Source organism: Variovorax robiniae, from assembly GCF_037889955.1.
In the GTDB taxonomy this organism is placed as follows: Bacteria; Pseudomonadota; Gammaproteobacteria; order Burkholderiales; family Burkholderiaceae_C; genus Variovorax; species Variovorax robiniae.
The window spans coordinates 215,256-235,151 of the sequence record NZ_JBBKZS010000002.1; the positions used below are offsets into that span (position 1 = coordinate 215,256).

General features: G+C 66.8%; 11 protein-coding genes. 9 read left to right on the top strand and 2 right to left on the bottom strand.

Going from position 1 to position 19,896, the window contains the following annotated elements:
• Positions 1-26 precede the first annotated feature (26 nt).
• On the top strand, positions 27-587 hold the full coding sequence (locus WKW79_RS05215; protein ID WP_340334052.1) for a methyltransferase family protein: 561 nt from the start codon (positions 27-29) through the stop codon (positions 585-587).
• Positions 588-590: 3 nt separating this feature from the next.
• On the opposite strand, the gene WKW79_RS05220 is transcribed toward WKW79_RS05215, so the two are convergent.
• The gene (locus WKW79_RS05220) at positions 591-1,679 is read right to left on the bottom strand and encodes a PA0069 family radical SAM protein (RefSeq protein WP_340334053.1); all 1,089 of its coding nucleotides are present in this window, start codon (positions 1,677-1,679) and stop codon (positions 591-593) included.
• Positions 1,680-2,004: 325 nt separating this feature from the next.
• On the opposite strand from WKW79_RS05220, the gene WKW79_RS05225 reads away from it, so the two are divergent.
• On the top strand, positions 2,005-2,679 hold the full coding sequence (locus tag WKW79_RS05225) for a hypothetical protein (protein ID WP_340334054.1): 675 nt from the start codon (positions 2,005-2,007) through the stop codon (positions 2,677-2,679).
• A gap of 16 nt (positions 2,680-2,695) precedes the next feature.
• Here WKW79_RS05225 and WKW79_RS05230 read toward each other — a convergent pair whose 3' ends face one another.
• The gene (locus WKW79_RS05230) at positions 2,696-3,352 is read right to left on the bottom strand and encodes a glutathione S-transferase (RefSeq protein ID WP_340334055.1); all 657 of its coding nucleotides are present in this window, start codon (positions 3,350-3,352) and stop codon (positions 2,696-2,698) included.
• A 114-nt stretch (positions 3,353-3,466) separates the two neighbouring features.
• Here WKW79_RS05230 and WKW79_RS05235 point away from each other — a divergent pair, with 114 nt between their 5' ends.
• From WKW79_RS05235 to WKW79_RS05265, 7 genes are all read left to right on the top strand, one after another.
• On the top strand, positions 3,467-4,687 hold the full coding sequence (locus WKW79_RS05235; protein WP_340334056.1) for a polyhydroxyalkanoate depolymerase: 1,221 nt from the start codon (positions 3,467-3,469) through the stop codon (positions 4,685-4,687).
• A 126-nt stretch (positions 4,688-4,813) separates the two neighbouring features.
• A complete protein-coding gene (gene glgB / locus WKW79_RS05240) occupies positions 4,814-6,712 on the top strand; it encodes a 1,4-alpha-glucan branching protein GlgB (RefSeq protein WP_340334057.1) in 1,899 nt (632 codons plus the stop codon).
• Positions 6,705-8,744 (top strand): alpha-1,4-glucan--maltose-1-phosphate maltosyltransferase, encoded by a 2,040-nt coding sequence (locus tag WKW79_RS05245; protein WP_422823818.1) that lies wholly within the window; start codon positions 6,705-6,707, stop codon positions 8,742-8,744. The genes glgB and WKW79_RS05245 overlap by 8 nt, the downstream gene beginning before the upstream one ends.
• 13 nt (positions 8,745-8,757) lie before the next feature.
• Complete coding sequence (gene treS, locus WKW79_RS05250) at positions 8,758-12,111, top strand: maltose alpha-D-glucosyltransferase (protein ID WP_340334058.1); 3,354 nt, start codon at positions 8,758-8,760, stop codon at positions 12,109-12,111.
• Entirely contained in the window at positions 12,108-12,962 is an 855-nt protein-coding gene (locus tag WKW79_RS05255; protein ID WP_340334059.1) for a mechanosensitive ion channel family protein, read from the top strand. Before treS ends, WKW79_RS05255 begins: the two co-directional genes overlap by 4 nt.
• Before the next feature lie 32 nt (positions 12,963-12,994).
• Positions 12,995-14,803: a malto-oligosyltrehalose trehalohydrolase gene (gene treZ, locus WKW79_RS05260; protein WP_340334060.1), complete on the top strand. Its 1,809-nt coding sequence runs from the start codon at positions 12,995-12,997 to the stop codon at positions 14,801-14,803.
• Complete coding sequence (locus WKW79_RS05265) at positions 14,796-19,895, top strand: malto-oligosyltrehalose synthase (RefSeq protein WP_340334061.1); 5,100 nt, start codon at positions 14,796-14,798, stop codon at positions 19,893-19,895. The genes treZ and WKW79_RS05265 overlap by 8 nt, the downstream gene beginning before the upstream one ends.
• Position 19,896 lies beyond the last annotated feature (1 nt).

Genomic DNA, 19,896 nt, shown 5'->3' on the forward strand with positions numbered 1-19,896 from the left:
TCGACGGCGCGTGTAGATTCGGCGCCATGCTCCTCTCTCCCGCCTTTGTAGCGGCCTTCCTCGCCGGATCGGCCGCGCTGCTGCACGTCTCACGCGGGGCGCTGCGGCAACCCGGATCGCACGGCTTCTATCGCTTCTTCGCCTGGGAATGCATCCTGCTGCTGGTGCTGCTGAACCTGCCGGTCTGGGGCGACGATCCGCTGGCACCGCATCAACTGTTGTCGTGGGTCTTGCTGGTCGCCTCCGCATGGTTGCCGGTGCATGCGGTGCGCCTGCTCAAGCGCGTTGGCCAGCCGACGGAGGAGCGCAAGGACGAGGCCCTGCTCGGCTTCGAGAAGACCAGCACCCTGGTCACCAGCGGCGCCTTCCGCTACATCCGCCACCCGATGTATGCCGCGCTGATCTTCCTGGCCTGGGGCGCCTTCCTCAAGCAGTTCTCGTGGTTCGGACTGGTGCTGGTGCTGGCCGCGACGGTGCTGCTGTTCATCACCGCCCTGCGGGACGAGAAGGAGTGCCTGCAGCACTTCGGCGAGGCCTACCGGGCGTACATGCGCGGGACGCGGCGCTTCATCCCGTTTGTGCTGTGAATATCAGAACAGGCTCCCCTGCCCCAGAGCCCCAGGCGGGCGGAAGGCCTCCAAGTCCATGGGAATGCGCTCGCGGTTGAAGCCGATGCGCTGGGTCGCCTTCTCGAAGCGCTGGCGGATCAGTTCGGCCCACAGGCCGCTGCCCTTCATGCGCGTGGCGAAGTCGGCGTCGTAGTCCTTGCCGCCGCGCATGTCGCGGATGCGCGCCATGATGCGGCCCGCGCGCTGCGGGTAGTGCAGTTCGAGCCACTCCTTGAACAGTGGCGCGACCTCCCAAGGCAATCGGATCACGTTGTAGAACGCGCGCCGTGCGCCGGCCTCCCAGGCGGCTTCGAGCACCTTCTCCATGTCCTCGTTGACGAAGGGAATCTGCGGCGAGACGCTCACGCCGACCGGCACGCCCGCATCGACCAGCGTGCGGATGGTGCGCAGCCGACGGTGCGGCGCGGCGGCGCGCGGCTCCAGCTTGCGCGCGAGATCGCCGTCGAGCGTCGTCAGGGTGATGTAGACGGCAGCCAGACGCTTCGCCGCCATCGGCGCGATGAGGTCCAGGTCGTGCTCGATGGCGCTCGACTTGGTGACGATCGCGAAGGGGTGGCGCGTTTCGTTCATCACCTCGATGACGGAGCGCGTCAGGCGCAATTCGCGCTCGATCGGCTGGTAGCAATCGGTGGCGGTGCCGATCGCGATCTGGCTGGGCCGGTAGTTCTTCTTGCCGAGTTCGGCGCGCAGCACTTCGGCGACGTTGCGCTTGGCGATGAGCTTGGTCTCGAAGTCCAGGCCCGGCGACAGGTTGAGATAGCTGTGCGTCGGCCGCGCGAAGCAGTAGATGCAGCCGTGCTCGCATCCGCGGTACGGATTGAGCGAGCGGTCGAAGGGAACGTCGGGCGAATCGTTTTCGCCGATCACGGATTTGGCATCCTCGAAGCGGACCTCGGTCTGCGGCGCGGATCTTTCTTCCGAAGCACCTTCCTCCAGCGTGCCCCAGCCGTCGTCGTACGCGTCGCGCGCATTCTTCTCGAAGCGATGCGGTATGCGCGTCGCCGCGCCGCGGCCCTTGAGGGCATGGACGGGAATGAAGGTCTCGGTCATGGCTGAAATACTGGATGTATTCACAGTATCTCTCTACCCGTGTCCGAACGCCAGCGCCCAAGTCCATTCCCCTCGTCGGCGCCTCTAGGGTTTACCCCTAAAATGTTAATTTCCGTCAAACATTAGAGAGGGTTCACCATGCCGATCGCCATTGCTTGTCTCGTGAGCGTGGGTGTTGTCGTCGCTTCTTATTTCGTCACGATGGACAAGTCCTCCGATTAGGACTTTCGACTTGGTTCGCCGGCGGCCATGCCGGCGTGTGGCCCTCCGTCCTAATTGCAGTCTCCCTGGACGACGCGTAACATCGCGATACATAAGATACAGGGTGCGGATCGATGTCGCGGCAGGTCGCCGGGACCGTCCTTGCCCGCAGGGGGAAGTGATGAGATCTGCATACCGCGTTCTGGGCGTCCAGGGCAACGCGCAGCCTTGGGAGATCGAACGCGCGTTCAACAAGGCGCTGGCGACATTCACGCGTGAGCGCCTCCGTTCGGATGCGAGCGCAGGCGCGCAACTGGCGGATGTCATGGAAGCCTACAAGGTGCTTCACAACCCCGACATGCGTGCCGCGCATGACCGCAAGCTGGCGCAGGCCGTGTCGTCGGCGCCCGTTGTTTCCTCCTGGGTCGAGATCCGCTATCCCGAGGGCAAGGCGCCATCCCGATGGGCGCGCACGATCATGCTCTTCGCCCTGTTGCTGGCCGTCATTGGCGGCGGCGCGTGGTACCTAGAGCACCAGCGCGACCGGGCCGCCGCCGAGGCCGCCGTGGTCAGGGCCCGTGAAAGCGCGCGGCAGCAGGCGCTCGCGGAAGCCCAGCACCAGCGGATGATCGAGGCGCACCTGGTCGAGACGTCGCGCCGGGACGCCGAAGCAAAGGAACTCGAGAATCGCCGGCAACGTGACATCACCCAAGTCAAGGCGCAGCGCGCGGACACCTCGTATCCGCACATCCGGACGGTTGCGGCGGAAGACGACGAAAGGGCCGCGTTGTCGCGATAGATCGGACCCCGGTGGGCTAGAACTCCGCTTCCAGCTCGTCGATGGCCTCCGGCTCCTCCCTTGCCGCGGCGATCCACTCCTGCATCTCCGGCAACGCCATCATGTGCTTGACGTAGGCCGCGCAGGCCGGTGGCAGCTTCACGTCGTAGGTGACGAAGCGCGTGACCACCGGCGCATACATCGCATCCGCCAGCCCGGGCTTCTTGCCGAAAAGATACGGCCCGCCGTATTTCGCCAGGCACTCCTTCCAGATCTCCACGATGCGGTCGATGTCGCCCTGCGCGCGCGACCAGATCTTGAAGTTGGGAAAGCGGGCCTTGACGTTCATCGGCAGCGCGCCGCGCATGCTGGCGAAGCCCGAATGCATTTCGCCGCAGATGGCGCGGCAATGGGCGCGGGCCTTGACATCGGTGGGCAGCAGGCCGGCCCTGGGCTTGATCTCGTGCAGGTATTCGCCGATGGCCAGCGTGTCCCACACCTTGAGCCCTTCGTGCTGCAGCGAGGGCACCAGCATCGATGAGGAGAGCAGCAGCATCTCGGCCTTCATCGCCGGGTCGTCGGGCGGGATGACCTTTTCGACGAAATCGAGACCGGCCAGCCGGCACATGAGCCAGCCGCGCAAGGCCCAGGCGCCGTAGTTCTTGCTGCTGATCGTGAGGACGGGTTTGGACATCGGGATGCTCCTGGGGCTGTGGTGGTGCCGGTCTCCGGCCTGTGGCCGTGCAAGGCCCATGCCACACACTTCGGTCGATACGCTGCTTGGCCCGCAACTTGCCTTCAGGCTCCCATGCTTTACCGGGCCTACCAAAACCACACCGACATGCTGTCTCCGCTGCGGCTCGGTGCGCAGTTCCTGGGGGCCTCGTTGTGGAGCGAAGGCTCCGAGCGCACCGCGGTGCGGCAGATCTCGGCGCAGATGGAGGTGTTCTCGCGCATGCGGCTTACTCACACGCGGCCACGTTGGGGTATCGACACTGTGATGGTCGACGGCGAGGAATCGGCGGTGCACGAGGAGCCCATCCTGAAGGCGCCCTTCGGCACCCTGCTCCATTTCCGCAAGGACACCAAGGCGGTGCATCCACCGGTGCTGCTGGCCGCACCACTGTCGGGCCACTTCGCGACGCTGCTGCGCGAAACCGTGCGCACGCTGTTGCGCGACCACGACGTCTATGTGACCGATTGGCACAACGCGCGGGACGTGCCGCTGTGGCAAGGCCAATTCGGCCTCGACGAATACACCACGACGCTGATCGATTTCATGGCCGCCATCGGCCCCGGTGTGCACCTGGTGGCGGTGTGCCAGCCCTGCGTGGCCGCGATTGCCGCAACGGCCTTGATGTCGGAGGACGACCATCCCGCCACGCCGCGCAGCCTGACGCTGATGGCCGGCCCGGTCGATTGCCGCATCAACCCGACCCGGGTGAACGAACTGGCGACGGAGCGGCCGATCGGCTGGTTCAAGCGCAACCTGATCAGCCGCGTGCCTTGGCCGCATGCGGGCGCGGGGCGCAAGGTCTACCCCGGCTTCCTGCAGCTGAGCGCCTTCATGAGCATGAACATGGACCGGCACAAGAAGCAGTTCCGCGACCTCTACGCGCACCTCGTGGAAGGCCGCATGGCGCAGGCCAACAACATCCGCGAGTTCTACGACGAGTACCTTGCGGTGAACGACCTGCCGGCCGAGTTCTACCTGGAGACGGTCGAGCGCATCTTCCAGACCTATGACCTGCCGCGTGGGGTGCTCACGGTGGGCGAGCGCACGATCAATCCCGCAGCCATCCGACGCACCGCATTGCTCACCGTCGAGGGCGAGCGCGACGACATCTGCTCCGTGGGCCAGACCGTGGCCGCGCAGGACCTGTGCAGCGGCATCCGGCCCTACCTGAAGGCACACCACCTCCAAGCCGGCGTGGGCCACTACGGCGTGTTCAGCGGCAGTCGATGGAACACGCAGATCTATCCGCGGGTGCGCGAGACGATCCACGCGGCCGCCGAAATCATTCGTTGATCCGCCTGTAGTCAACGTCTGACACAACAAGTCGCAGACGCGCCTTGCGCCCTTCGAGGGCCTGCGTTTCAATGAATCGCTCGCAAGCCCAAGGACGAATCAATCCGTCCGGTCACAGGGAACACAGTGCAAATCCATCATCAGCATTTCGGCGAGCAAGACAGCTGGCTCTTTCGCGAAGGCACCCATGCCCGCATGCATGACAACCTCGGTTGCCACGTGCATGCGGATGGCAGTGGTGCCACCTTCGCCGTGTGGGCGCCCAACGCAGAGGCCGTGTCGGTCATCGGCGACTTCAATGGCTGGGACGAGACGGCCCTTCGCATGCATCCGCGGCCCGACGGCAGCGGCATCTGGGAAGCCATCGCACCCAAGACCACGCAGGGACAGGTCTACAAGTACCGCATCTTCTCGCGCTTCAACGGCTACGTCGTGGACAAGGCCGACCCCTTCGCCTTCTGCAGCGAAGCGCCGCCGGCCACGGGCTCGCGCGTGTGGTCGCTGGACCATGAATGGCATGACGGCAACTGGATGGCCACGCGCGGCGCCTGCAATGCGCTCGATGCGCCAATGTCCGTGTACGAGGTGCACCTCGGCTCGTGGAAACGCCGTGACGGCCAGATGCTCGGGTACCAGGAAATCGCGCACCGCCTGGCCGAGTACGTGACCGATATGGGCTTCACGCACGTCGAGCTGATGCCCGTCACCGAGCACCCGTTCTACGGCTCCTGGGGCTACCAGACCACGGGCTACTTCGCACCGACCGCGCGCTACGGCACGCCGCAGGACTTCATGGCCTTCGTCGACCACCTGCACCAGCGTGGCATCGGCGTGCTGCTGGACTGGGTGCCCTCGCACTTCCCCACTGACGAACACGGACTCGGCTACTTCGACGGCACGCACCTGTTCGAGCACGCCGACCCAAGGCAAGGCTTTCATCCGGAGTGGAACTCGAGCATCTTCAACTACAGCCGCAACGAGGTGCGCAGCTTCCTGATCTCGTCGGCGCTGTTCTGGCTGGAGCACTACCACCTCGATGGACTGCGCGTGGATGCTGTGGCCTCGATGCTCTACCTCGACTATGCGCGCAAGCATGGCGAATGGATTCCCAACAAGCACGGCGGTCGCGAGAACCTCGAAGCCATCGAGTTCCTGCAAGACCTCAACCAGGCCATCTACCGCGAGCAGCCCGACACCGTGCCCATCGCCGAGGAGTCCACCTCCTGGCCGCTGGTCACGCGGCCGGTCGACATGGGCGGGCTCGGCTTCGGCATGAAATGGAACATGGGCTGGATGCATGACACGCTGAAGTACTTTGCCAAGGACCCGATCCACCGCAAGCACCATCACAACCAGCTGACCTTCTCGCTGATCTATGCCTTCAGCGAGAACTTCGTGCTCGCGCTCTCGCATGACGAAGTGGTCCACGGCAAGGGCTCGCTCCTCAACAAGATGCCGGGCGACAGCTGGCAGCAGTTCGCCAACCTGCGCGCGCTGTTCGGCTACATGTGGACGCATCCCGGCAAGAAGCTGCTGTTCATGGGCGGCGAGTTCGGCCAGCGGCGTGAATGGACGCATGACGGCGAGCTGGAATGGTGGGTGACGGAGCTGGCCGAGCATGCGGGCCTGCAGGCTTATGTGCGGCAACTCAACCGCGTGCTGCGCGAGGAGCCGGCCCTGCATCAGCTCGACTTTTCGCCCGACGGCTTCGAATGGCTGCAGGCCGACGAGGCTGAGACCAGCGTGTTCGTTTTCCTGCGCAAGCCGCTTCTGGGCGGTGCGCCGTTGCTCATCGCTTGCAATCTGACCCCGATGCCGCGTACAAACCGTTGCGTGGGCGTGCCCACGGGTGGTGTCTGGCGCGAATTGCTCAACAGCGATGCGAAGGAGTTCGGTGGTGCGGGCTGGGGCAACCTGGGCAGCGTGCAGGCTGCACCGCTCCCTGAAGGCCACCAGCCCTATTCGCTGACCCTGACGCTGCCGCCGTTGTCCACACTCATCCTGAGGCCTGCCGCCAATGACTGAGATGCACACACCCGTTCTTCTGACGCCCACGCTGCCAGGCATGCCTGACGACGGCCATGCGCGCGCGGTCATCGACGCGGTGTTGCCGGTGGTCGACGGCGGACGCTTTGCCGTCAAGCGCACTGCCGGCGAAAAACTGGAGGTGAAGGCACATTGCTTCGCCGACGGGCACGACGTGCTGCGCGTGCTGCTGCTGTGGCGCGCCGACGGCGGCGCCACGCATGAAGTGCCGATGGTGCTGCTCAACAACGACATCTGGGAGGCCGAGTTCACGCCGCCAACACCCGGCCGCTACAGCTACGGCGTGGTGGCCTGGGTCGACTCCTTTGCGTCATGGCGGCATGAACTCACGCGCCGCGTCGATGAAGAGGACATCCGCGTCGCGGTGCAGGTCGGCGCCATCGAGGTAGCTGCAGCATCGAGCCGCGCCACGGGTGCGGACCGGCAGGCATTGACCCAGTGGGCCCAGTCGCTCGACCATGATGCAGCGGACCGCAACATCGACGGCACGGCGTTGAAGGCGCAGGCGCTCGACCGGGACTTGGCCGAACTGGCCGGCCGCTACCCGGACCGGCGCTTCCAGACCACCTCCGCGGAGTTGCCGCTCATCGTCGACCGTGTGCGTGCCCGCTTCAGCACCTGGTACGAACTGTTCCCGCGCTCCACCGGCGCACCGGGCACGCACGGCACGCTGCGCGATGTCGAGAGCCGCCTGCCCGCCATCGCGAAGATGGGCTTCGACGTGCTCTACATGCCGCCGATCCATCCCATCGGCCGCATCGATCGCAAGGGCAAGAACAACACGCTCGTGACCGAGCCCGGCGACGTGGGCAGCCCCTGGGCCATCGGCGCGGCCGAGGGCGGGCACAAGTCGATCCTGCCCGAGTTGGGTACGGCCGAAGATTTCCGCCACCTCGTCGCTGCCGCAGCCGGCCACGGCATCGACATCGCACTCGACATCGCCTTCCAGTGCGCGCCCGACCATCCCTACGTCAAGGCGCATCCCGGCTGGTTCCGCTGGCGGCCGGACGGCACCGTGCAATATGCGGAGAACCCGCCGAAGAAGTACCAGGACATCTATCCCTTCAACTTCGAATGCGACGACTGGCAGGGCCTGTGGGTCGAGCTCAAGAGCGTGTTCGACCACTGGATCCACGAAGGCGTGAAAGTCTTCCGCGTCGACAACCCGCACACCAAGGCCTTTCCGTTCTGGGAGTGGTGCATCACGCAGATCAAGCGCGAGCATCCCGGCGTGATCTTCCTGGCCGAGGCCTTCACGCGGCCCAAGGTGATGCACCGGCTGGCCAAGCTCGGCTATTCGCAGTCCTACACCTACTTCACCTGGCGCAACACCAAGGAAGAACTGACCAAGTACTTCACCGAACTCACGCAGGGCCCGGGCTACGAATACTTCCGCCCCAACGTCTGGCCCAACACGCCGGACATCCTGCACGAGCAACTGCAGACCGGCGGTCCCGGCATGTTCCGGCTGCGCCTGGTGCTGGCCGCCACGCTGGCCGCGAGCTACGGCATCTACGGCCCCGCCTACGAATTGCTGGAGCACCTGCCGCGCGGACCGAGCAGCGAGGAATACCTGGACTCCGAGAAGTACCAGATCCGAGCCTGGGACCATGACCAGCCCGACAGCATCGCGCCCCTGATCGAGCGCGTGAACCGCATCCGCCGGGACAACGTCGCCTTGCAATTCAACCGCAGCCTGCGCTTCCTGGCGGTGGAGAACGACCAGTTGCTGGCCTATGCCAAGCAGTCCGAGGACGGACAGAACATCATCGTCACCGTGGTCAACCTCGACCCGCACAACGCGCAGTACGGCTGGATCGGACTCGAGCCGCATTCGATCGGCGTGGACCCGGGCGGCACCTGGCAGATGCATGATCTGCTCAGCGACGAGCGCTACCAGTGGCAGGGCGACTGGCACTACGTGCGGCTCGACCCGCACCACACGCCCGCGCACATCATGGTCGTGCGCCGCCGCACGCGCAGCGAGCAAGACTTCGACTACTACCTGTAGGGCCAAGAAGAACATGAACGCCAACGTCCCCGCCATCGCCCTGGAAACCCCCGAAGTCGACCTCGCCGGCGACGCGCAGTGGTACCGCGACGCGGTGATCTACCAGCTCAACGTCAAGGCCTTCTTCGACACCGACGGCGACGGCATGGGCGACTTCAAGGGCGTGACGGCCAAGCTCGACTACGTGAAGGACCTCGGCGTCAACACGATCTGGCTGATGCCCTTCTATCCCTCGCCCCTGCGCGACGACGGCTACGACATCGCCGAATACGAGGACGTGAATCCGCAGTACGGCACGCTGGCCGACTTCAAGGAGATGCTCGACGAGGCCCACAAGCGCGGCCTGCGCGTGATCACCGAGCTGGTCATCAACCACACCTCCGACGCGCATCCGTGGTTCCAGGCCGCGCGCAACGCGCCGCCCGGCTCGCCTGAGCGCAACTTCTACGTGTGGAGCGACACCGACCAGATCTACCAGGGTACGCGGATCATCTTCACCGACACCGAGACTTCCAACTGGACCTGGGACCCGGTGGCCAAGCAATACTTCTGGCACCGTTTCTTCAGCCACCAGCCGGACCTCAACTTCGACAACCCGGCCGTGCTGGAAGCCATCTTCAAGACCATGCGCTTCTGGCTCGACATGGGCGTGGACGGCTTCCGGCTCGATGCGATTCCGTACCTGGTCGAGCGCGACGGCACCAGCAACGAGAACCTGCCCGAGACGCATGCCGTCATCAAGAAGATCCGCGCCGCCATCGACGCCGAATACAAGAACCGCTTCCTGCTGGCCGAGGCCAACATGTGGCCGGAAGACGTGCGCGAATACTTCGGCAATGGCGACGAATGCCACATGGCGTATCACTTCCCGTTGATGCCGCGCATGTACATGTCGATCGCGCAGGAAGACCGCGACCCGATCGTCGAGATCATGCAGCAGACACCCGACATCCCCGAGGGCTGCCAGTGGGCCGTGTTCCTGCGCAACCATGACGAGCTCACGCTGGAGATGGTGACCAGCCGCGAGCGCGACTACATGTACACCACCTATGCGGCCGACAAGCGAGCGCGCATCAACCTCGGCATCCGCCGGCGCCTGTCGCCGCTGATGGACAACGACAAGGACCGCATCAAGCTCATGAACGGCATGCTGCTGTCGATGCCGGGCTCGCCGATCATCTACTACGGCGACGAGATCGGCATGGGCGACAACGTCTTCGTCGGCGACCGCAACGGCGTGCGCACGCCGATGCAATGGGCGCCCGACCGCAACGCCGGCTTCTCGCGCGCCGACCCGCAGCGGCTCTACCTGCAACCGATCATGGACCCGATGTACGGCTACGAGTCGGTGAACGTCGAGGCCCAGTTGCGCGACAACAGTTCGCTCCTGCACTGGACGCGCCGCATGCTGGCCGTGCGCAAGACCAGCAGCGCCTTCGGCCGCGGCAAGAAGGTGTTCCTCAGGCCCGGCAACCGCAAGGTACTGGCCTACCTGAGCCTGTTCGAGGACGACGTGATCCTCCAGGTGTTCAACCTCTCGCGCGCGGCGCAGCCGGTGGAGCTGGACCTGTCGGCCTACAAGACGCGCGTGCCGGTGGAGATGCTCGGGCGCACGACCTTCCCGCCCATCGGCGAGCTGCCGTACCTGCTGACGATGCCCTCGTACGGCTTCTACTGGTTCAAGCTCACCACCGATGCACCGATGCCGGTGTGGCACCAGGAGGAAGTGGGCCTGCGCGACCGGCCCACGCTGGTGCTCTTCGACGGCTGGACCAGCCTGTTCCGCGAGCGCGTGATGCCGTGGCGCATGGCCATGGCCGACCGTTTGCGCGAGCAGGTCGAGGCCGACCTGTTCGCGCGCCACATCGAGGCGCAGCGCTGGTACGCATCCAAGGGCAGCGCCATCGTGCGCACCACCATTGGCGAGCATGCGGTGTGGGAGCGCGGCCGCATGCGCTGGATGCTGCCGCTGCTCGACGTGCAGACCGAGGACGCCCGCTCGACCTACTTCATGCCGCTCGCCCTGGCCTGGGAAGACCACGACGAGGAGCGCATGAAGCAGCTCACGCAGGCCGTCATTGCCAAGGTGCGCCAGCAGGCCGAGGTGGGCCTGATGGGCGACGCCTTCTATGACGAGTCCTTCTGCCGCGCGGTGGTGCTTGGAATTGCGCAAGGTTTGGTGCTGCCTGCACAGCAGGGCGAGATCCGCTTCACCTCGACCGGCGCCCTGGTCGACGTGACGGACGAGGACATCGACGCGCTCGATGTCAGCAAGCCCAGTGCCGCGAGCAGCAACACCGTCATCACGCTGGGCGACCAGTTGTTCCTCAAGGGCTATCGGCACCTGCATGAGGGCGTGAACCCGGAACTCGACGTGGGCCGCTACCTCACTCAGGTGGCGCGATTCGCCAACTGCGTTCCTGTCGCCGGCGCCATCGAGTACCACGGCAAGGACGGCAAGGTGATGACGCTCGCGCTGCTGCAGGCCTATGTGCCGAACCAGGGCGATGCCTGGGACTACACGCTGGACTACCTGGACCGCGCGCTGTCGGCGCAGCGCGATCTGCCCGAAGGCGGCGCGCTCGTGGACCATGGCGCCTTCCTCAAGCTGATGCGCGTGCTGGGCCAACGCACGGCCGAATTGCACCTGGCCTTCGCCCGCTCCCAAGGCGATCCGGCCTTCGACCCCGAGCCGCTGGCGGCCGCGGATCGCACCGCCTTCCGCGACGGTTCCGCCGCCGAGGCGCGCCGCAGCTTCGACATGCTGCGCGAGCGCATGCACGGCCTGCCACCGGAAGTGCAGCAGGATGCGTCACGATTGCTGGCGCGCGAGGCGGCGCTGCTGCAACGCATCGAATCCTTTCCTGTTGAGTCCGCCGGACCGGCCGCCTTCAAGTCGCGCTTCCACGGCGACTACCACCTGGGACAGGTCTTGGTCTCGCGCAACGATTTCGTCATCATCGACTTCGAGGGCGAGCCGGCGCGCAGCTTCGAGGAACGACGTGCCAAGACCTCCCCGCTGCGCGACGTGGCCGGCATGCTGCGTTCCTTCAACTACGCCCGCTGGTCCGCGCTCAAGCGCAACGCGCAGAACCCGGAAGAACTGGCGCGCCTCGACGTGACCGCCGCCGACTGGGAGCAGCAGGTGCGCAAGGCCTTCCTCGGTGGCTATGTCGACACGCTGGCCGCGGCCAATGCACCGCCGCCTGAGACCGACCTGCTGTCGCTGTTCGAGATCGACAAGGCCATGTACGAGCTTCGCTATGAGTTGAACAACCGCGTCGACTGGGTGCAGGTGCCGATGCAGGGCCTGCAATCGCTCGCCGGGACGAACGCCACCGACATCGCAAGAGGAGTTGCGCAATGAACCAGTTTGACATCAGCCTCGAGCCGCTGCGTGCCTTCCTGTTCCAGATCGGCGCCTACCTGCCGCGGCTGTTCTTCGCGGCCGTGGTCATCGTGGCCGGCTGGCTCATCGCGAAGGTGGTGCGCTTCGCCGTCACGAAGGGGTTGCGCGCGGCCAACTTCGGCGTGCTGACGCAGCGCTCGGGCATGGACAACTTCCTGAAGCAGGGTGGCCTCAACAAGGACACCAGCGACCTTATCGGCCTGCTGGCCTACGGCATGGTGCTGCTGGCCGCGCTGATCATCGCCTTCAATGGCCTGGGCTTGACCTACATCACCGACCTGCTCGGGCGCGTGATGTGGTTCGTGCCGAACGTCTTCGTTGCGATGATGGTGCTGGCCTTCGGCTCCTACTTCGCGAAGTTCGTGGGCGATGCGGTGATCCACTACGGCCGCGGCAACAAGCTGGCGGACGCCGTCTTCTTCGGCAAGGTGGTGCGGTACGCGATCATGATCTTCGTGGTGCTGATCGCGCTGGACCATGTGAAGGTGGGCGGCGACATCGTGCGCGAGAGCTTCCTGGTGATCCTGGCGGGCGTGGTGTTCGCGCTGGCCTTGGCCTTCGGCCTGGCCGGCAAGGACTGGGCGGCGGACCGCATCTCGCAATGGTGGCCGCAAGGCGACCGCGTCGTGCCACCCGCGCCCACGACGACACCGAAGCGCGATGTGCCGGTGCAGGCAGCGGAAGATGCCTTCGAAGCGCCGTCGCCCGTCCCGGAGCAGGCCACCGCGACCAGCCACGTGACCACGCTGCGCCCGCGCGGCCGGCCGCTCATCCAGAGCCGCCCCGCCGATCCGCCGCCGCCACTTTGAATCGGAATCTCGAATTGGAAGTTGCCCACGCCATGCCCTTCGGAGCCACCGTGCTCGATGCTGGCGTGCGATTCAGCTACTGGGCCCCCGACGCCCCCCACATCGCGCTCGAACTCGGCACCGAAAAGCCGATCGTCATGAAGCGCAAGCCTCATGGCTGGCATCGCCTCGATGTCGCGCAGGCCCGCGCCGGCGACCGTTACCGCTTCTGCCTGCCCGACGGCACGCGCGTGCCCGACCCCGCCTCGCGCCGCAACCCGGACGACGTGCACGGTGCCAGCGAGGTGGTCGATCCGCGCAGCTACGCCTGGCACGACGACCCATGGCGCGGACGCCCCTGGACCGAGGCGATCATCTACGAGCTGCACATCGGCACCTTCACGCCCGAAGGCACCTTCGCCGCGGCACGCAAGCACCTGATCGACCTGGCCGCGCTCGGCATCACCGTGGTCGAGATCATGCCGGTCGCCGCCTCGCCAGGTCACCGGGGCTGGGGCTACGACGGCGTGCTGCAGTTCGCACCCGATGCCTCCTACGGCACGCCCGACGACCTCAAGGCTTTCGTCAACGCCGCGCACGACCTCGGCCTGATGGTGCTGCTGGACGTGGTCTACAACCACTTCGGCCCAGAGGGCAACTACCTGCACGCGGGCAGCCCGCATTTCTTCAACGCCGCGCACCAGACCCCCTGGGGCTCCGCGATCAACTACGACGGAGAGCAGGCGCGCACGGTCCGCGACTTCTTCGTCCACAACGCGCTGTTCTGGGTCGAGGAATACCGCTTCGACGGCCTGCGCATGGACGCCATCCACGCGATCCGCGACGACAGCCGGCCCGACATCGTCGAGGAGATCTGCAGCGCGCTGCGCAATGGACCGGGCCGCGAGCGCCACGTCCACATCGTGCTGGAGAACGATGCCAACGGCGCACGCTACCTGGCACGCGATGCCGCGGGCAAGCCCCTGGCCGCCACCGCGCAATGGAACGACGACCTGCACCATGCGGCCCATGTGCTGGTCACCGGCGACACCGACGGCTACTACGCCGACTATGCCGACAATCCCCTCGGCCACTTCGGCCGCGCACTCGCGGAGGGCTTCGTGTTCCAGGGCCAGGCTTCTGCCTTTCGAAGCGGCGAGCTGCGTGGCGAGCCGAGCACGCACCTGCCCTCCAACGCCTTCGTGTCCTTTCTGCAGACCCACGACCAGGTCGGCAACCGCGCCTTCGGCGACCGCATCGATGCCCTGGCCGACCCCGCATTGCTGCGTGCGGCCTATGCCTGCCTGCTGCTGTCGCCGCATGTGCCGATGCTGTTCATGGGCGAGGAGTACGCGGCCTCGACGCCCTTCCTCTACTTCTGCGACTTCGGCCACGAGCTCGCGGCCGCGGTGTCGGCCGGTCGTCGCGCCGAGTTCGGTAAGTTCGCGGCCTTCGCGGACGAAGCCGCACGCGCGCGCATCCCCGACCCGAATGCGACCTCGACCTTCGAGGCATCGAAGCTGAACTGGCAGGAGCGCCTGCACGGTCCGCATCGCGACTTCCTCGCCTTCATCTCCGAGTTGCTGGCGATCCGCCGGCGCATGGTGGTGCCGCACCTGGCCACGCAGCGCGGCGGCGGACAGCACTGGTGCGAGGGCGACATCCTTCGGCTCGACTGGTCGCTCAACGGCGCCCGCCTGCGCATGCTGGCGAACTTCGGCAAGAAGCCGGCGACAGGCGTCCAGCCCATCCTGGGACAAACCATCTACGCCACCGGCCTCGTGCCGTCCGGCCACAACGAAACGCTACGCTTGGCACCTGGCGCGGTCTGCGTCACGCTGCAGGAAATGAACCATGGATGAGGCTCCCGGCGAACACGAGGCATTGCATGCCCTGTGCGCCCACTTCGGCATTGCCACCGACTACCACGACATCTTCGGCCACCGGCATGTCATCGCGCCCGCCAACCTGCGCGCGCTGCTCGGCACCTTCGGGATCGACCTCACGCTTCCGTTGCAACAGAGCCTGATCGAACTGCGCTCGGCCGCATGGAAACTTGCGCTTCCGCCCGCCGCCGCCATCGACGCGGGACAGTCGCACTGGGCGCTCACGCTGCGCGTGCCCGCCGCCCTGGCCGAAGCGCACTGGACCATCGTGGAAGAAGGCGGCACGCGGCACCGCGGCCATGCGCGCCTGCACGACTTCCACGAGGAAGCGCGCACCGATGTCGGTGGCGTCCCCCATTGCGAGCGCCGCGTCGCCTTCATGCTCGCGCTGCCGATGGGCTACCACCGCCTGACGCTGGACGACCTGCCCGGCGACACCCTGCTCATCAGCGCACCGCCGCATTGCTACAACCCGCCGGCCATGAAGGAGGACGTGCGCGTCTGGGGCCCCGCGGTGCAGCTCTATGCACTGCGCTCCAACCGCAACTGGGGCGTCGGCGATTTCACCGACCTGACCCGCTTCGCGCAGCAGGCCGCACAGCGCGGCGCCGGCATCCTGGGCCTCAATCCCTTGCATGCGCTGTTCCCGCACAACCCGGCGCATGCGAGTCCCTACAGCCCGTCCTCGCGCGTGCAACTCGACGTGCTCTACCTCGACGTCGAGGCCATCGACGAGTTCCGCGAATGCGAGCCCGCGCAGCAGCGCGTGCGCTCCCCGGAATTCCAGGCACGCCTCGCGGCACTGCGCGACACCGAACTGGTCGACTACCCCGGCGTCGCGGCGGCCAAGTTCGAGGTGCTGGAACTGCTCTACACGCACTTCCGCACGCAGCACATCGCCAACGCCACGGCCGGCGCCGCGGCCTTCGATGCCTTCCGCGCCGAGCGTGGCGATGCCCTGCGCAAGCACGCGCTGTTCGAGGCGCTGCAGGAGCACTTCCATCGCGCCGATCCCGCCACCTGGGGCTGGCCCGTGTGGCCCGAGGCCTTCCGCTCGCCCGACACGCCCGAGGTCGCGGCCTTCGCCCAATCGCATGTCGAGCGCATCGGCTACTTCGAATACCTGCAATGGCAGGCCGCGCGGCAACTCGGCTACGTGCGCGAGCAATGCCAGGCCCTGGGCATGGCGGTCGGCCTCTACCTCGACCTGGCCGTGTCGGTCGACCGCGCCGGTTCCGACGCCTGGTGCGAGCGTGAGCTGTTTGCCCTCGGCGCCAGCGTCGGCGCGCCGCCCGACGAGTTCAATCCCAACGGCCAGGGCTGGGGCCTGCCGCCGCTGCGTCCCGACCGGCTGCGCACCACCGGCTACCGCTTCTTCATCGAGACCTTGCGCGGCAGCATGCGCGGCGCGGGCGCCCTGCGCATCGACCATGTGATGGGCCTCATGCGCCTGTTCTGGATCCCGCCCGAGAAGACGCCCCAGGATGGCGCCTACGTGCACTACGCGCTGCACGAGATGCTGGCCATCGTCGCCATCGAGAGCCAGCGCCAGCGCTGCATGATCATCGGCGAGGACCTCGGCACCGTGGCCGACGAGATGCACGGCGCGCTGGCCCGCTTCCAGGTGCTGTCGTACCGCCTGCTGTACTTCGAGCGCAACCACGAGGGCGACTTCAAGCCGCCTTCCGAATATCCGCGCCATGCCTTGGTGGCGATCAGCACGCACGACCTGGCCACGCTCACCGGCTGGTGGGCCGGCCACGACCTGCGCCTGCGGCTGACGCTGGGGCTGTTCCCGAGCCAGGCCATCTTCGAGAAGCAACTGTTCGACCGCGCGCAGGAGCGCGTTCGCCTGCTGCTCGCGGTACAACGTGCCGGCCTGCTGTCGGCCGATGCCGTGGTCGAGGCCACCGGCGCGCAGACGCTGTCCACCGCGACCGTCACCGCCATCCACGCCTACCTCGCGAGCACGCCGTCGCAGGTGATGATGGTGCAGCTGGAAGACACCGTCGGCATGCTGGAGCAGGCCAACATGCCCGGCACCACCGACTCGCAACCCAACTGGCGCCGCAAGCTGCGCCTCGACCTGCCGCAGCTTGCCGCCGACGTGCCGACGCTGCAACTGTGCGAGGCCCTCGCCGCCATCCGCCCGCATCCGGTGCCGCAGGCCGGTACGCGGCGCGGCGCCGTGGCGGTGATCCCGCGCGCCACCTACCGCCTGCAGTTCCACAAGGACTTCACTTTCGACGACGCCATCGCCGTGCTGCCCTACCTGGCCCGGCTCGGCGTCAGCCACATCTACTGCTCGCCGATCCAGCGCGCGCGGCCCGGCAGCATGCACGGCTACGACGTGGTCGCGCACGACGAGATCAATCCGGAGCTGGGTGGTCGCGAAGGCTTCGAGCGCTTCAGCGCCGCGCTCAAGTCGCATGGCATGGGCCAGTTGCTGGACCTGGTGCCCAACCACATGGGCGTGCTCGGGGCCGACAACGCCTGGTGGAGCGACGTGCTGGAGAACGGCCCGTCGTCGCTCTACGCGCAGCACTTCGACATCGACTGGCATCCGCTCAACATCGAGCTGCAGGACAAGGTGCTGCTGCCCGTGCTCGGCGACCACTACGGCGACGTGCTGGCGCGCGGCGAACTGGTGCTGGTGTTCGACGAAGACGCAGGCACCTTCGCGCTGCACTACAACGAACACCGCTTCCCGCTCGCACCGGAAACCTTTCCGCGCGTGCTGCAGCGCGCCGAGGCCCGCATCGACGATGCCGACCTCAGCGCCAGCCTGGCCAGCATCGCGGCCTCGTTCGGCCACCTGCCGGAGCGCACCGCCACCAGTCCTGAAGCCGTGGCCGAGCGCGCACGCGACAAGGAGGTGCTCAAGAGCCGACTCGCACGCCTCGTGTCCCGCCAGCACGGCGTGGCGCATGCCATGGCCTCGGCCGTCGCCGAGTTCAACAGCGCCAGCGAGCGCGACGCCCTGCACGAACTGCTCGACGCGCAGGCCTATCGCCTCGCCTACTGGCGCGTGGCGGCCGACGAGATCAACTACCGCCGCTTCTTCGACATCAATGACCTGGCCGCCCTGCGCATCGAGCGCGAGCCGGTGTTCGAGGCCACGCATGGCATGGCGCTCGACCTGGCGGCGGCCGGTCTGGTCGACGGCCTGCGCATCGACCATCCGGACGGCCTCTACGACCCGGCCCAGTATTTCGAGCGTCTGCAGCGCGGCTTTGCACGGCGTGCCGGCCTCGCATTGCCGGGCCCGGACGCGGACGGAAGGCCGGCACGTCCGCTCTACGTCGTCGCGGAAAAGATCGCCGCCTCGCACGAGGAAGTGCCCGAGCAATGGCATGTGCACGGCACCACCGGCTACCGCTTTGCGATGGTGGTCAACGGCGTGCTGGTCGACACCGCGGCGGCGGAACGCTTCACGCGCATCTGGCGCAGCTTCACCGATGTCGAGGCCTCCTTCGCGCAGCTCGCCTTCCGCGGCAAGCACGCCATCATGCGCAACGCACTGTCGTCGGAGCTCAACGTGCTCTCGACCGAGCTGCTGCGCATCGCCCGCGCCGACCGCCACACGCGCGACTACACGCTCAACACGCTGCGCCGCGCGCTGGCCGAGGTGGCGGCCTGCCTGCAGGTCTATCGGACGTACATCATCGACGCGCCCTCGGCCCAGGACTTCCACTACATCGAGCAGGCCGTCGCACAGGCACTGCAGCAGAGCCCCGAGGCCGATGGCTCCGTGTTCGACTTCGTGCGCCGCACGCTGCTGGGCGAGGCCGTGGCCGGCGCGCCGGCCGAACTGCGCGAGCGCGTGCTGCGCTTCGCCATCCGCTTCCAGCAGTTCAGCGCACCCGTCACCGCCAAGGGCGTGGAAGACACGGCCTTCTACCGCTACTTTCCGCTGAGTTCACTGAACGAGGTCGGCGGCGAACCCGCGCATTTCGGCATGACCGTGCCGGCCTTCCACGAGGCCAGCACCGACCGCTCGAAGCGCTGGCCGCACACCATGCTGGCCACGTCCACGCACGACAACAAGCGCTCGGAAGACGTGCGCAACCGCATCAACGTGCTGTCTGAATTCCCCGCGGCCTGGCGCTTGGCGCTGCGGCGCTGGCGTGAGATGAACGCGGCGCCCGAGGGCACGGACCTGCCAAGCGCGGCGCACCAGTACCTGCTCTACCAGACCCTGCTCGGCACACTGCCGGCCGGCGGCCTCGACGATGACACCCGTGCGCCGTACATCGCCCGCATCGAACGCTACATGCTCAAGGCCGCGCGCGAGTCGAAGGAGTTCACCAGTTGGGTCAATCCCAACACCGACTACGAAACTGCGCTGACCGGCTTCGTGCAGCGCCTGCTGACCCCGGCGGATGACAACGCCTTCCTGCCCGACCTGCAGGCGATGAGCGCCACGGTCGCCTGGTTCGGCGCGCTCAACAGCCTGTCGATGACGCTGATCAAGTACACGTCGCCCGGCGTGCCCGACCTGTACCAGGGCAACGAGCTGATGGACCTGAGCCTGGTCGACCCGGACAACCGCCGGCCTGTCGACTACGCGCTGCGATCCGAATGGCTGGCCGCACTGGCGGCGCAGGCGCGCGAACCCGGCGTCGCGGCGATGGTCCGCCGACTCGCCGAGGCGCCGCACGATGGTCGCGCAAAGCTATGGCTGACCTGGCGGCTGATGGGCTTGCGCAAGGAAATGCCCGTGCTCTTCCGCGAGGGTGCCTACACGGCGCTGCACGCCCGGGGCGCGAAGGCGCAGCACGTCGTGGCCTACACGCGGCACCACCGGGGTCAGGCGCTGGTGGTTGTTGCCGGGCGCTTGTTCGCCGGGTTGGAAGAGGACGCAGCCGCCGCCACCGAGCAACGCCTGCCGTTGGGTAGCGCGAGTTGGGGCGACACCGTGGTCAGGCTGCCAGGCTGGCCGGAGGGAACGCGCTTTCGCAATGTGCTGACCGATGAAGTCCTAGCGGTCGCGGACGGATCAGTGCGCGTCGGCGATGCGTTTGCCAGCCTGCCGGCTGCTGCGCTGGTCACCTTGCCTGCGGCGTAGC